The sequence below is a fragment of the Phyllobacterium zundukense genome (assembly GCF_025452195.1).
GTDB lineage: Bacteria > Pseudomonadota > Alphaproteobacteria > Rhizobiales > Rhizobiaceae > Phyllobacterium > Phyllobacterium zundukense_A.
Map to the genome: position 1 here is coordinate 656,932 of NZ_CP104973.1, position 12,939 is coordinate 669,870.

The 12,939-nt window shown below is 59.5% G+C and carries 11 protein-coding genes; 5 read left to right on the plus strand and 6 right to left on the minus strand.

All coding sequences use genetic code 11. The annotated features are described in order from the left end of the window. Nucleotides 1–19: 19 nt before the first annotated feature. The 5 genes from N8E88_RS15610 to N8E88_RS15630 form a co-directional block, all read right to left on the minus strand. Complete coding sequence (locus N8E88_RS15610) at nucleotides 20–670, minus strand: DUF1345 domain-containing protein (protein WP_262294466.1); 651 nt, start codon at nucleotides 668–670, stop codon at nucleotides 20–22. A 6-nt stretch (nucleotides 671–676) separates the two neighbouring features. After that, nucleotides 677–1,147, minus strand: coding sequence for a GNAT family N-acetyltransferase (locus N8E88_RS15615; RefSeq protein ID WP_262294467.1), 471 nt, complete (start codon nucleotides 1,145–1,147; stop codon nucleotides 677–679). Continuing rightward, a complete protein-coding gene (locus N8E88_RS15620) occupies nucleotides 1,147–2,259 on the minus strand; it encodes an S-(hydroxymethyl)glutathione dehydrogenase/class III alcohol dehydrogenase (RefSeq protein ID WP_262294468.1) in 1,113 nt (370 codons plus the stop codon). The genes N8E88_RS15615 and N8E88_RS15620 overlap by 1 nt, the downstream gene beginning before the upstream one ends. Before the next feature lie 155 nt (nucleotides 2,260–2,414). Further along, nucleotides 2,415–2,786: a hypothetical protein gene (locus N8E88_RS15625; RefSeq protein ID WP_262294469.1), complete on the minus strand. Its 372-nt coding sequence runs from the start codon at nucleotides 2,784–2,786 to the stop codon at nucleotides 2,415–2,417. An 11-nt stretch (nucleotides 2,787–2,797) separates the two neighbouring features. Then, a complete protein-coding gene (locus N8E88_RS15630) occupies nucleotides 2,798–4,714 on the minus strand; it encodes a S10 family serine carboxypeptidase-like protein (protein ID WP_262294470.1) in 1,917 nt (638 codons plus the stop codon). Nucleotides 4,715–4,927: 213 nt separating this feature from the next. Here N8E88_RS15630 and hrpB point away from each other — a divergent pair, with 213 nt between their 5' ends. The 3 genes from hrpB (at nucleotide 4,928) to N8E88_RS15645 (ending at nucleotide 9,540) form a co-directional block, all read left to right on the plus strand. Beyond that, the gene (gene hrpB, locus N8E88_RS15635; protein ID WP_262294471.1) at nucleotides 4,928–7,372 is read left to right on the plus strand and encodes an ATP-dependent helicase HrpB; all 2,445 of its coding nucleotides are present in this window, start codon (nucleotides 4,928–4,930) and stop codon (nucleotides 7,370–7,372) included. Nucleotides 7,373–7,606: 234 nt separating this feature from the next. Next, the gene (locus tag N8E88_RS15640; protein ID WP_262294472.1) at nucleotides 7,607–8,905 is read left to right on the plus strand and encodes an ActS/PrrB/RegB family redox-sensitive histidine kinase; all 1,299 of its coding nucleotides are present in this window, start codon (nucleotides 7,607–7,609) and stop codon (nucleotides 8,903–8,905) included. A 71-nt stretch (nucleotides 8,906–8,976) separates the two neighbouring features. Beyond that, entirely contained in the window at nucleotides 8,977–9,540 is a 564-nt protein-coding gene (locus N8E88_RS15645; RefSeq protein ID WP_112525471.1) for an ActR/PrrA/RegA family redox response regulator transcription factor, read from the plus strand. A gap of 224 nt (nucleotides 9,541–9,764) precedes the next feature. Here the strand turns inward: N8E88_RS15645 and N8E88_RS15650 are convergent, their stop codons facing one another. Next, the gene (locus N8E88_RS15650) at nucleotides 9,765–10,259 is read right to left on the minus strand and encodes an MmcB family DNA repair protein (protein WP_262294473.1); all 495 of its coding nucleotides are present in this window, start codon (nucleotides 10,257–10,259) and stop codon (nucleotides 9,765–9,767) included. 176 nt (nucleotides 10,260–10,435) lie between these two features. Here N8E88_RS15650 and N8E88_RS15655 point away from each other — a divergent pair, with 176 nt between their 5' ends. Together N8E88_RS15655 and N8E88_RS15660 are read left to right on the plus strand one after the other, a co-directional pair. Continuing rightward, the gene (locus N8E88_RS15655) at nucleotides 10,436–11,053 is read left to right on the plus strand and encodes a L,D-transpeptidase (protein ID WP_112525747.1); all 618 of its coding nucleotides are present in this window, start codon (nucleotides 10,436–10,438) and stop codon (nucleotides 11,051–11,053) included. A 181-nt stretch (nucleotides 11,054–11,234) separates the two neighbouring features. After that, the gene (locus tag N8E88_RS15660) at nucleotides 11,235–12,863 is read left to right on the plus strand and encodes an alpha-D-glucose phosphate-specific phosphoglucomutase (protein WP_262294474.1); all 1,629 of its coding nucleotides are present in this window, start codon (nucleotides 11,235–11,237) and stop codon (nucleotides 12,861–12,863) included. The last annotated feature ends 76 nt before the right edge of the window (nucleotides 12,864–12,939 follow it).

The following is a 12,939-nucleotide window of genomic DNA, read 5'->3' on the forward strand; positions in this document are numbered from 1 at the left end:
ATATTCCCGTTTGGTGTTCTTACTGGCCGAGCGAAACGATGACATTGACGGCGGCGGCAACGAGCACGGTGTTGAAGACATATGAGACAATGGCGTGTAGCAGATTAATCTTGCGCATATCTGTACTGGTGATCGCAGTATCCGATGTCTGGGCCGTCATGCCGATGACATATGAGAAATAGAGAAAATCGTAACCGCCGGGCTCCTTGTCGCCCGGGAAGTCGAGCCCGCCGACATGTTTGCGGGACGCCTGCTTCGCACCCCCCGCCGTCTCGTCCGGCTGCCAGTAAAGGTGGGCATAGTGAATGGCCGCCATCATGTGCACGGTGAACCAGCCGAGCGGCACTGCAGCCAGCGCCAGCGAGAGATCAAGCGGATGCGGATCCTCGCCGGAATTGATCAGCACGAACAGCGAGCTGACGGCGACGACGACCGTGCCGAAGGTCACCGCAAAAATGATCCACACGGGTTCATCGGATTTGGCCGCGTTGCGGTGCAGGTATTCCGGCGTCAATTTCTGGATCTTGATCATGGAGAGAACCAGATAAAGCACGAAGAAGACATTGGCCGCGACGACGTAGGCGTTGCGTGGCGCGAAGAACAGCGCGAGAGCGAGAGCGACGATCCCGGCAAAGGCGGCAAGATAGAAGGGATTATGCCGCTTCCACATCGCGCCTCACTCCGTGGTTATCGCGGCGGGGCGTTGCATGTCGACATGGGGAATCCCGTCTTCGAGATATTCTTCCGAGACCGGTACAAAACCGAAGGATCCATAAAACCGCAGCAACTGGCTTTGCGCCGATAGTTTGATCGGGCTTCCGGCATAAAGCCGCTCGCATTGCGCGATGGCCTCGACCATGAGCCTGTCACCGAGCTTCTTGCCGCGATGCTTGGGCGCAACGACAACGCGCCCTATCCGGGCAGCCGGATCGGTTTTCGCCGGTTTGCGGATTCGCGCGCTCCCGACGAGATCGTTCCCGGAAAGCAGACGCAGATGCAGCGCGTCAAGATCCTTGCCGTCGAGCTCGGGATACGGGCATTTCTGCTCGACCACGAACACATCCACCCGCAACTTCAGCATGTCATAAAGGTCGCGCGGGCTAAGCTCATCCAACCCGCTCAAGACAACCTTGACGTTCTCTCCCATTAAAATGTCACAACGCTGCGGATCGACTTGCCCTCATGCATGAGGTCGAAGGCGGTGTTGATCTCGCCAAGCGGCATGGTGTGGGTGATGAGCGAGTCGATGTCGATCTTGCCTTCCATGTACCAGTCGACGATTTTCGGCACGTCCGTGCGGCCGCGCGCACCGCCGAAGGCCGTGCCGCGCCAGTTGCGGCCGGTGACGAGCTGGAATGGCCGCGTCGAGATTTCCTTGCCGGCCTCCGCGACGCCGATGACGATACTGGTACCCCAGCCGCGATGGCAGCATTCCAGCGCCTGGCGCATGACGTTTGTATTACCGGTCGCGTCGAAGGAGAAATCCGCGCCGCCGTCCGTCAGATCCTGGATCGCCTGCACCACCTTGTCGTTGCCGACCTCATTCGGATTGACGAAATCTGTCATGCCGAACTTCTTCGCCATCGCCACCTTGCCCGGATTGAGATCGACACCGATGATCTTGTCGGCGCCGACCATGCGGGCACCCTGAATAACGTTGAGGCCAATCCCGCCAAGGCCGAAGACCACGACATTGGCACCCGGCCAGACCTTGCCCGTATAGATGACAGCGCCGATGCCTGTAGTCACGCCGCAGCCGATATAGCAGATCTTGTCGAAGGGTGCGTCCTCCCGCACTTTCGCCAGCGCGATCTCCGGCAGCACCGTGAAGTTCGAAAAAGTGGAGCAGCCCATATAATGGAACACCTCGCCGCCGTCGCAGGAGAAGCGGCTGGTACCGTCCGGCATGACGCCCTGGCCCTGCGTGGCGCGGATCGAAGTGCAGAGGTTGGAGCGCTGCGACAGGCACGTCTTGCACTGGCGACATTCCGGTGTGTAAAGCGGAATGACGTGATCGCCAACCTTCAGCGAGGTGACGCCGGCGCCGATCTCGCGCACGATGCCCGCGCCTTCATGGCCGAGAATAGCGGGGAACTTGCCTTCGGAATCAAGGCCGGAAAGCGTGTAGGCGTCGGTATGGCAGACACCGGTCGCCATGACCTCGACCAGCACCTCGCCGGGCTTGGGGCCGCCGATCTCGATGGTTTCGATGGTCAGTGGTTTCTTGGCTTCCCAGGCAACGGCGGCGCGCGATTTCATAAAGTCTCTCCCAATGCGTCTCGATCAATGCAACGTAGTGATTTGCTGGTTGCACTATCGGGATACCACCGGGGATCGTCAATCGAATGAACGACATTTCTTATCGGGAATGGCGCGCCTCCCATGGCACGCCTTCTGTGAAGGCGCGCCCGGTCCTACTCTACCACCTGCACCTTCGCCGCCAACCTTGCTCTGGCGGCAGGCGAGGGCGAGCGCGCATCGAAGAAGGCCTGTACTTCATCGAAATTGGCGTAGCCGTCGTGGTCGCGATCAATCTGCGCAAAATGGTCGGCGACGAAGCCCCAACCGGCATCAATGGCCGCTTGCGCGGTCAAGAGATGTCTGGACTTCGCCGCTGCGTCGAATTTGGCACGCAGCTCCTGATCAAGCTGCTTCTGGATCGAAGCCGCATCCTGCTTTTCCGTTTTGCCCCTAGGTTCCGGGTTCCAAATGCGATCGCCGGCATGGGTTGATCCGGCCATTGCGGTGAAGAGAAGTGCGAAGATGATGGTATGCGACATGGTCATGGATCACACTCCTAGTGCAGGGCTTTGGCGGGGACAGGTGCGCGCTGCACTGGTGATGCGGCGACAAGATCGCGGGCTTTGACAATTGTCGGCCCCGTGCCGTAGGGCGGCGCATCGTAGAATTCATCGAGCGTCTTTATCAACGGCCCTCGAGATTCCTGCGCGTAATAGATCATGTGGCCGCCAACAAAATTCTTCACCGGCACGCGCTTGTCGAGAGCGGCAATCTTGAGGTCGAGTTCGGAACGGTGGAAAGGTGTCACGGTGTCGTGATAACCATGCACGGTGAGGAGCTTGAGGGAAGGGTCCCGGGCAATGGCCGCCACGATGTTTCCCAAGCCGCTTGCGCCATCGCGGCCTTTCCAAAGCTCGAATGCCAACTTTGGTCCCTTGTCCCGAACCGGATCAGGCGTTTGCCAGGACGCGTTGATGTAACGCGCCTTCGGCTTGTAGTTCACATAGTCTGGAAGGTAGCTGGTGATCCGATTGCGCAGGGCGTCTTCTTCAAAGAAATTGAAATCATATGGCATTTGCGTGCCAATAACAAAATCCGGCGCAAGTTTGACGTGCATTCTCCCATCATAGACGTTGAAGTTATAGCCAGGCATCAAGTTCAGCATATAGAACATGAAGTTCAATTGGTTGTAATTTATGCCCTCAGTGCCAAATTGTGGGGGTATTCGGGTTTCTAGATCGGTGTAGGGTTGCGCGATAAATTTATGGTCAGCGGAATATTGGGTGGCGATGCCTCGCAGGGTTTCGGCGTAGTCCTCGTTGGAAGTCTCTTTGGTTCGCGCGGTGGATTTTCCCAGAGCGTCGGCGACCATGGCGAAGCTGGGAAAGTCGCCGTCGATCTGATTCATGCTTGAGTAGTCAAAAGCAGGCGAATGGAACACCGCCCCGGTGAGCACCTTGAATCTGGATGTATCGACTGTCCCGATCTTCTCGTAGCCAGTGGTGCCGGCATCTACCAGCGCTTGGGTGAGCTTTGGCACGCGTATGCCACCACCATAGGATTCGCCATAGAGATATTTGGGCGATTCCTGCCGGCGATTGAAGTTGCTATAGCGGGTGATGAATTGCCTGGAAAGATCAACGTCCTTGTCAGTCGTCCAGAACGTCCGGTTGGAATTCGGCGCAATGCCTTGCGAAAAGCCTGTGCCTGGGACAATATCGACAAAGACAAGATCGGTCCTGTCGATCAGCGATTCCTGGCTATCGATGAATGGAAGTGCCTGTGGACGGCCCTTGGCCCATTCATCTGGCACGTTCAGCGCATCGATGACGACATGTTTGGGTGCAAAGGACGCTAGATGCAGATAAATCGACGAAGCGCCCGGCCCGCCATTGAAGAAGAAGGTAACAGGACGACCCTCCTTCGGCAGATCGTCGCGCGTATAGGCGGTGTAGAAGATCGAGGCCTGCGGGTCTTCCTTCTGCGGGTTTTTCGCATAGGCGGTCAGATGCCCCGCCGACGCGGTGTACCAGAAAGTCTCGCCGTTCAGCGTCATCTTGTGGCGCTTGACCGAGGGCTTCTCATCGACGGCAGCAGCGAGCTTCGCATCCGGCAAGCCATCATAACTGGTCGTATCTTCAAGCACATAATCCGCCGGCGCATAGAGCCGATAGGCTTCTTCGTCCAGCCCCGCCGTTCTGAGTATCTCGCTCGCATCGTCGATTTTGCCCTGCGCTTTGAGGATGTCTGCCTTCAACCGCGCCGTTTGTTGCGGGTCAGGTTCCGGCTCAATAATTTTTGTGCCGCCGCCTGTGTCGCCAGTCCCGCCAGCGTTACCAGTGTTGCCGGTGTCGACGACAGCGACAGGTGGTACGAAGGTGCCCTCGTCTGTAAGCGGAGGAGAGGACGAATCGGAGCCGTTGCAGGCGCCAAGGCCGAGCGCTGTGAAAAGCAGCAAATATCGAAAATTCATAAGTGAAAATCCTGATTACAATTGCATACAACGTTTCAAATTTTGCAACGCCCCACAATTCGCCTAAAGTTTAATCAGGCAAGGAAAATGCTTCTATTCGTTGCATTCAATGGGACGCCGGGAGGGTTGGGATCATTGATTGTTGAATGCGGCTGGACTTGCCGGCACGAACCCTGTCAAAACGCCACATATTGCAATGCCGGATTCGACGCCTTGACCAATCTGCCCAATCTCCCTGTCACCAAGATACTGCCGTCGCTCGATGATGCGTTGGCGAGCGGCAATGCGGCCGTTCTCGTCGCGCCACCGGGCGCTGGCAAGACCACCCTCGTTCCGCTGCACCTGCTCGATGCATCGTGGCGCAAGGACCGCACTATCATCCTGCTCGAACCACGCCGCCTTGCCGCGCGCGCTGCCGCCAGCCGCATGGCAAGCCTGCTCGGCGAGGAGGTCGGCTCAACTGTCGGTTACCGTATGCGCCTTGAGAATAAAGTCTCGGCGAAAACCCGCGTTCTCGTTGTCACCGAAGGCGTTTTCGCACGGATGATCCTTGACGATCCTGATCTCAAAGACGTCGCAGCTGTCCTATTCGACGAGTTCCACGAGCGCAGCCTCGACGCGGATTTCGGCCTTGCGCTGGCGCTCGATGTGCAGGTAGCCTTGCGGCCAGACGTGAAGCTCCTCGTCATGTCGGCGACGCTCGATGGCGCGCGCGTCGCACGTCTGCTCAACGACGCGCCGGTGCTGGAAAGCAAAGGGCGCTCGTTCCCCATCGATATCCGCTATCGGGAACGCAAGCCGGACGAGCGGATCGAGGACGCCATGGCCAAGGCCATCCGCGATACGCTTGCCGGCGAGACCGGCAGTATCCTCGCCTTCCTGCCGGGCCAGCGCGAGATCGAACGTACCGCCGAGGCGCTGCAAGGCCGCGTTGCAGCCGATGTGATGATCGTGCCGCTTTACGGTGCACTCGAAGGCCGCGATCAGGACGCGGCGATCAAGCCCGCGCCTAATGGCCAGCGCAAGGTCGTGCTCGCCACCTCGATCGCCGAAACCTCGATCACCATCGATGGCGTGCGCGTCGTGATCGACAGTGGCCTCGCCCGTCTGCCGAAATTCGAACCCGCCACCGGGTTAACCCGGCTGGAGACAGTGCGCGCGTCACGCGCGGCGGTGGACCAGCGGGCAGGTCGCGCCGGGCGAACCGAGCCCGGCATCGCACTGCGCCTGTGGCGAGCCGAACAGACCGCCGCGCTGGAAGCCTTCGCCCCGCCGGAAATTCTCGAGGCAGATCTTGCCGGTCTCGTGCTCGATTGCGCGGCCTGGGGCGTTGCCGACCCAACCAGCCTCGCCTTTCTCGATGCGCCGCCGGCCCCTGCGATCAAGGAAGCCAGGGCGCTTCTGGAAAATCTCGGAGCGCTGGAGAGCAATCGTGTCACTCCCATGGGCGACGCGATGCGGAAGTTGGCCCTGCCTGCCCGCCTTGCCCATATGGTACTGACCGCACGCGAACGCGGGCAGGCATACCGGGCGGCGGAGCTTGCCGTCCTCCTCACCGAACGCGGCCTCGGCGGCAATGATATCGATCTCGATGTGCGTCTTTCGCGCTTCCAGCGCGAACGCGGCGATCGTGCAACCCGGGCGCGCGGGTTGGCAAAACAGCTGGCCGGAAATGGCGGCGCTGCGGCGGATCCGGACAGTGTCGGGCGCCTGCTCATCGGCGCCTACCCCGACCGGATCGCCAAGGCGCGCGGCAATGGCCAATTCACGCTCGCAAATGGTCGTGGCGGCGAGGTCGACCCCGCCACATCGCTGGCGAAATCGCCATGGCTGGTTGTCGCTGATCTCGCCGGGCGTGCGGGGCGCGCGCGCATTCTTGCCGCTGCGGAGGTAACCGAAGCCGAAATCCGCGATGCCTTGGCAACCCGCATCGTCAGCGGCCGGCAGGTGACCTACGATCCCACGCGAAATGCCCTGCAAGCACGCGATGCCACCCGTATCGGCGCGATTGCATTGTCCGAAAAGACGCTACCAGCGCCCACAGGCGAGGAGGCTGATCTTGGCGTCATCGCCGCCGTCCGCGCGCATGGTCTCGACATTCTGCCGTGGTCGAAGGAAGCGACGATCCTGCGCCGCCGTCTTGCCTGGTTGCATCAGGGGCTCGGTTCGCCTTGGCCGGCCATGGATGACGATGCTCTCATCGCGTCGCTGGATGACTGGCTGTTGCCCTTCCTCAAGGGCACTGCACACTTGAGCCAGATCCCCGCCCATGCGCTGATCGAGGGGCTGCGCTCAGCTGTTCCTTACGATCTGCAACGCAAGATCGACACTCTCGCACCGACGCATTTCCAAGTGCCGACCGGCTCGAATATCCCGATCCGTTACGAGACAAGCGAACCAGTGCTGAGCGTGCGTGTGCAGGAGCTCTTCGGTCTTGGCATGCATCCCGCCATCGCCGGTGGCACCATCCCGCTCCTGCTTGAACTCCTGTCGCCCGCACATCGCCCGATACAGATTACACGTGATCTGCCCGGCTTCTGGAAAGGCTCATGGGCGGATGTGCGCAGCGACATGCGCGGCCGCTATCCGAGGCATGTCTGGCCGGAGGATCCGGCAAATGCATCGCCGACCGCCAGGGCAAAGCCTCGGGGGACTTGAGCCTCGTGTTGCCGTCTTCAGCATTGGCGCTGTGCGTGGTTCGACAAGCTCACCATGAGGGAAATCTATGGGCCGCAAGACAATTGTCACCGTTGCCGACTCTGGCTCCCTACAACCAGCCACCTCCCTCATGGTGAGCTTGTCGAACCACGCACAATCTGGAATGCCGATCGTTGACTAAGGCAGCGTAACTCCACAATTCCCTTTGCACCCGGTTTGTTCTAAAGCTCGCGCATGGTTCAGGATTTCGGCATACGCTCATCTTATCTGTCGCGACGGCTGCGACTGACGACGCTCATTCGCCTGCGCTGGCTTGCGGTTGCCGGGCAGAGCATCGCGGTGCTTTTCGTGGCGCTCTATCTCAAATTCCCTTTCCCGGTCAGCATCTGTTTCGCGATGATCGCCTGTTCGGCGTGGCTGAACCTCCTGATGTCATTCCGCTATCCGATCAACCACCGGCTCGAGCCGCGCGCGGCGGTCACGGTCCTCGCCTTCGATATCCTGCAGGTGGCGGGTCTTCTTTATATGACCGGCGGGCTGCAGAACCCCTTCGCGGTGCTGATGATCGTCCCGGTAATCATTTCGGCCACCTCGCTGCCGGCTTACGCTACGATCGCGCTCGGCCTTCTCGTCACCATCTGCGCCACGGTCCTTGCCAATGTCTACCTGCCGCTGCCCTGGTATGCCGGCGAGAGCATGCAACTTCCCTTCGTGCTCATTGCCGGCGTCTGGTGTTCGGTGGTCTCCGCCCTCGCCTTCACCGCCGTCTATGCCTATCGCGTCGCGGAAGAGGCGCGCCTCCTCGCCGATGCGCTGACTGCGACGGAATTGATCCTGCAGCGCGAGCAACATCTCTCTGCGCTGGATGGACTTGCCGCCGCCGCCGCGCATGAACTCGGCACCCCGCTTGCGACGATCGCCCTCGTCGCCAAGGAAATGGAGCGAAGCCTGAAACAGGATGACCGCTTTGCCGAAGATATCGAGCTTCTGCGTTCGCAGACCGACCGTTGCCGCGAGATTCTGAAGCGGCTAACCAGCCTGTCCTCGACCAGCGAAGAACACATGTCGCGGTTGAAGATCTCCTCGCTCATCGAGGAAGTCATCGAGCCCAACCGCAATTTTGGTATCAATATCGTGGTCAAGAAGCTGAGGGGCGAAGGTGTCGAGCCGATCATCCGGCGCAATCCCGGCATCATCTACGGGCTAGGCAATCTGGTCGAGAACGCGGTCGATTTTGCCAGGGCGACAATCGAGGTCAGCTGGGGCTGGACGGACAAGACCGTGGAGATCATCGTCAGCGACGATGGCCAAGGTTTTGCCGCCGAAATTCTTGACCGGATCGGCGAGCCCTACACCACCGGCCGCGACCGCGAAATCAATGAACATGGCGGCGGGCTCGGGCTTGGGCTGTTCATCGCCAAGACGCTTTTGGAGCGTTCGGGCGCGACGATTACCTTCCGCAATCGCAATGATCCGGGCCAGGGTGCGGAGGTCATCGTGAGCTGGCCGCGCAATCAACTCGCTGCCGATTGATAATCTTTGACTTTTTGTTCATTGCGAACCATTAACAACGAATAATATTAAAAAAAGAGCAGGAAACCCTGATGGAAAACACGGATCAGGACGATATTGCAGCCATAGGCGGCGATCCGACACTTCTTCTTGTCGATGACGACAAGCCGTTCTTGCAGCGTCTTGCACGCGCCATGGAAACGCGAGGCTTCACCGTCGCCATTGCCGATTCGGTCGAAGCCGGGCTTGCCAGCGTCAAAACCCACGCCCCGGCCTATGCGGTGGTCGACATGCGGCTCGGCGACGGCAACGGTCTCGACATTATCGAGGCTATCCGCGCCCGGCGCGAAGACACGCGTGCCGTTATCCTTACCGGCTACGGCAACATCGCGACCGCGGTCAATGCGGTCAAACTCGGCGCCATCGACTACCTGTCGAAGCCAGCCGATGCCGATGAAGTCTTTGCGGCATTGACGCGACGTTCCGGCGAAAAGGTCGCTCCGCCGGAGAATCCGATGTCGGCCGACAGGGTTCGTTGGGAACATATCCAGCGCGTCTACGAGATGTGCGACCGCAATGTTTCCGAAACGGCCCGCCGCCTCAACATGCACCGCCGCACCTTGCAGCGTATTTTGGCCAAGCGCGCTCCCCGTTAAAGGCGTTGCATATTCATAGTGCGTGGTTCGACAAGCTCACCATGAGGGAGGTTGGTGGACTGCAACACCAGTCAGAGAAGTTGCAATTCTTGGCTCCCTGCAATTTGCCTGCCTCCCTCATGGTGAGCCTGTCGAACCACGCACATCGCCTGTGCGCGCCAAAACTATACTTGTCTATCCTGGTCAAGCGTGCAGGCCCGCCATGATGTTAATATCGATAGACCCTACTCTACGTCTGTTTCAGGCAGGTCTATCCCCGACAGTTCCGCCAGCGTCATGCGCGCGGCGCTGACCCGGGCAAACCGCAGCGTCATCGCCTTGCGGGTTGCGCTGGCAAGCTTGTGTTCCGGCGCATCGCGGATGATCTCGGCACCGTAGCCGTCCGAAAGAATGAACCCGCAATCCAACGGGAAAATGTCCGCCGGAACACCGGGATGCGTGGCGAAAAACAACCGGTCGCAATGCTCGCGATAGATCGGCCATTTCCGATCCACCCTCCAGTCCTCGATCGAGGACTTGATCTCGACGATCCAGATCTCACCGCTGCGCGTCAATGCCACAAGGTCGGCGCGCCGACCGGACGCCAAAGGCAATTCCGGCATCACCGCAAGCCCGAGTTCAAGAAAAAGCCGCTGTACGCCGCGGCGCACCAGCATGGCGTTTTCCGATTGCCGCCCATCGATGAGCGGGCTTGTCTGACCCAGGCTGACTAGAGGCATGATTCGCAGAATATCGGCAAATTTGCAACCATGGCAAAAAAACTACAGCGCCCGATTGAGGATTGACAGGTTAACGAAAAACTTCGCTTTACGGTTAATCAGCCATTAACAATAATGGCGCTAGAGAGGCAACACAAGAAAACGCACATAGATCTCGCTTTAACATTGGGGTGACCATGCAACTCAAGACTATCGTCCTCGCAGTTGGGCTGATGGCTACAACTGCCTTGACCGGCTGTTCTACGATCGGTTTCAGCTATTCCACAGCCTCCTACAATTCCGTCGTCGATGCCGGCTACGTGATTCCCGCTGTTCCCCGCTCCAAGATCCCGCCGCAGTATTTGCGCCAGCAAGTCAACTATGATGGCAGCGAGGCTCCGGGGACGATCATCGTCGATACGGGTACGAAATATCTCTATTATGTGCTCGGCGGCGGCAAGGCGATGCGCTATGGCATCGGCGTCGGCAAACAGGGTTTCGAATGGCACGGTACCGCACGCGTCGCCATGAAGCGCGAATGGCCGACATGGACACCGCCGCGCGAGATGATCCAGCGCCAGCCCAAGCTTGCGGAATTCCGCGACGGCATGGACCCGGGCATCACCAACCCGCTCGGTGCCCGCGCGCTTTACCTGTTCAACAAGGGTGGTGACACCGGCTACCGCCTGCATGGAACACCGGAATGGTGGTCGATCGGCAAGGCCATGTCTTCCGGCTGCATCCGCCTGATGAACCAGGACATCATGGACCTTTATAACCGCGCGGAAGTCGGCGCCAAGGTCATCGTCAGGTAATTTGCTGACTCAGCAACCCATCGCAAAGGCCGCTCACGAGCGGCCTTTTTTGTTTCAGCGTTGAGCGGCGGAAAGCCGGGCTTATCGAATTGTTCTGAAGCTTCGAAATTCTGTCGTGTTGACCTGATACACGACCGGCCCATAGATTATCGCAGAACCGTAGCAGAGACTGGAATGACATATGTTCAAAACCGTTGCCACCAAGCCATTCGACGACCAGAAGCCCGGAACATCGGGCCTGCGCAAGAAGGTCCCGGAGTTCCAGCAGGAAAACTACGTCGAGAACTTTATCCAGTCGGTGTTCGATTCGCTTGAGGGCTTCAAGGGCAAGATATTGGTGATCGGCGGCGACGGTCGCTACTACAATCGCGAAGTGGTGCAGATCGCCGTCAAGATGGCTGCGGCGAATGGCTTCGGGCGCGTCCTCGTCGGCAAGGGCGGCATCCTGTCGACGCCGGCAGCCTCCAATGTCATCCGCAAATACAAGGCATTCGGCGGGCTCGTCCTTTCGGCCAGCCATAATCCAGGCGGTCCCACCGAGGATTTCGGTATCAAGTACAATATCGGCAATGGCGGTCCTGCTCCCGAAAAGATCACCGAAGCGATCTTCGCCCGCTCCAGGACCATCACGCAATATGTGATCGCCGATGCGCCGGATATCGACATCGATACGATCGGCGCGCAGAAGATCGGCGACATGGATGTCGAGATCATCGACCCCGTCGCAGACTATGCCGAGCTGATGGAACAGCTGTTCGACTTCGATGCGATCCGCGCGTTGATAAAGTCGGGCTTTACCCTGCGCTTCGATTCCATGCACGCGGTGACGGGCCCATATGGCAAGGAAATCCTCGAGCATCGCCTCGGCGCACCGGATGGCACCTGCATCAATTTCGTACCGCTCGAAGATTTCGGCGGGCACCATCCCGATCCCAATCTCGTCTATGCCAAGGATCTATACGACCTGCTGATGTCTCCCGACGGGCCGGATTTCGGCGCGGCCTCCGATGGCGATGGCGACCGCAACCTCATCATCGGCAAGGGCATCTTCATCACCCCCTCCGACTCGCTCGCCATGCTTGCGGCCAATGCGCATCTCGCCCCGGGCTACAAGGCCGGCCTCAAGGGCATCGCCCGCTCCATGCCGACCAGCGGTGCAGCCGATCGTGTGGCGGAAAAGCTGAAGATCGGCATGTATGAGACACCGACCGGCTGGAAATTCTTCGGCAATCTGCTCGATGCGGACATGGCGACGATCTGCGGCGAGGAAAGCTCCGGCACCGGCTCCAATCATGTACGCGAGAAAGACGGCCTCTGGGCGGTGCTGCTCTGGCTCAACATCCTTGCCGTGCGCAAGGTGAGTGTCAAGGAAATCGCGCACGAGCATTGGGCGACCTACGGCCGCAACTATTATTCGCGCCACGATTATGAAGGCGTCGATACAGCCGGCGCCAACAAGCTGATGGACGATCTGCGCGCCAGGCTGCCAACGCTCCCCGGCGGCTCGGTCCAGGGCCTCAAGATCACGCATGCCGATGACTTCGCCTATCATGATCCCGTCGACAAATCGGTCAGCAAGAACCAGGGCATCCGCGTCCTGTTCGAAGGCGGCTCGCGCGTCGTCTTCCGCCTGTCGGGCACCGGCACGTCCGGCGCAACCATCCGCGTCTATATCGAGCGCTACGAACCAGACCCGAAGCGCCACGATCTCGAAACGCAAGGCGCGTTGGCCGATCTCATCCGCGCCGCGCACGACCTTGCCGATATCGAGGGTCATACGGGGCGTAATGAGCCGAGTGTTATTACGTGAGGGGAAGAAACGCCGGGGCGTGATGACAAGTTAACACGTGCATCTGATATTTCCGTGACGCAAGGGGCCGCTGTTG

Coding starts and splice junctions, on each gene's coding strand:
- N8E88_RS15645 (WP_112525471.1), top strand. CDS start 8,977: ATGGAAAACACGGATCAGGACGATATTGCAGCCATAGGCGGCGATCCG.
- N8E88_RS15640 (WP_262294472.1), top strand. CDS start 7,607: ATGGTTCAGGATTTCGGCATACGCTCATCTTATCTGTCGCGACGGCTG.
- N8E88_RS15610 (WP_262294466.1), bottom strand. CDS start 670: ATGTGGAAGCGGCATAATCCCTTCTATCTTGCCGCCTTTGCCGGGATC.
- N8E88_RS15655 (WP_112525747.1), top strand. CDS start 10,436: ATGCAACTCAAGACTATCGTCCTCGCAGTTGGGCTGATGGCTACAACT.
- N8E88_RS15630 (WP_262294470.1), bottom strand. CDS start 4,714: ATGAATTTTCGATATTTGCTGCTTTTCACAGCGCTCGGCCTTGGCGCC.
- N8E88_RS15625 (WP_262294469.1), bottom strand. CDS start 2,786: ATGACCATGTCGCATACCATCATCTTCGCACTTCTCTTCACCGCAATG.
- N8E88_RS15615 (WP_262294467.1), bottom strand. CDS start 1,147: ATGGGAGAGAACGTCAAGGTTGTCTTGAGCGGGTTGGATGAGCTTAGC.
- N8E88_RS15660 (WP_262294474.1), top strand. CDS start 11,235: ATGTTCAAAACCGTTGCCACCAAGCCATTCGACGACCAGAAGCCCGGA.
- N8E88_RS15650 (WP_262294473.1), bottom strand. CDS start 10,259: ATGCCTCTAGTCAGCCTGGGTCAGACAAGCCCGCTCATCGATGGGCGG.
- N8E88_RS15620 (WP_262294468.1), bottom strand. CDS start 2,259: ATGAAATCGCGCGCCGCCGTTGCCTGGGAAGCCAAGAAACCACTGACC.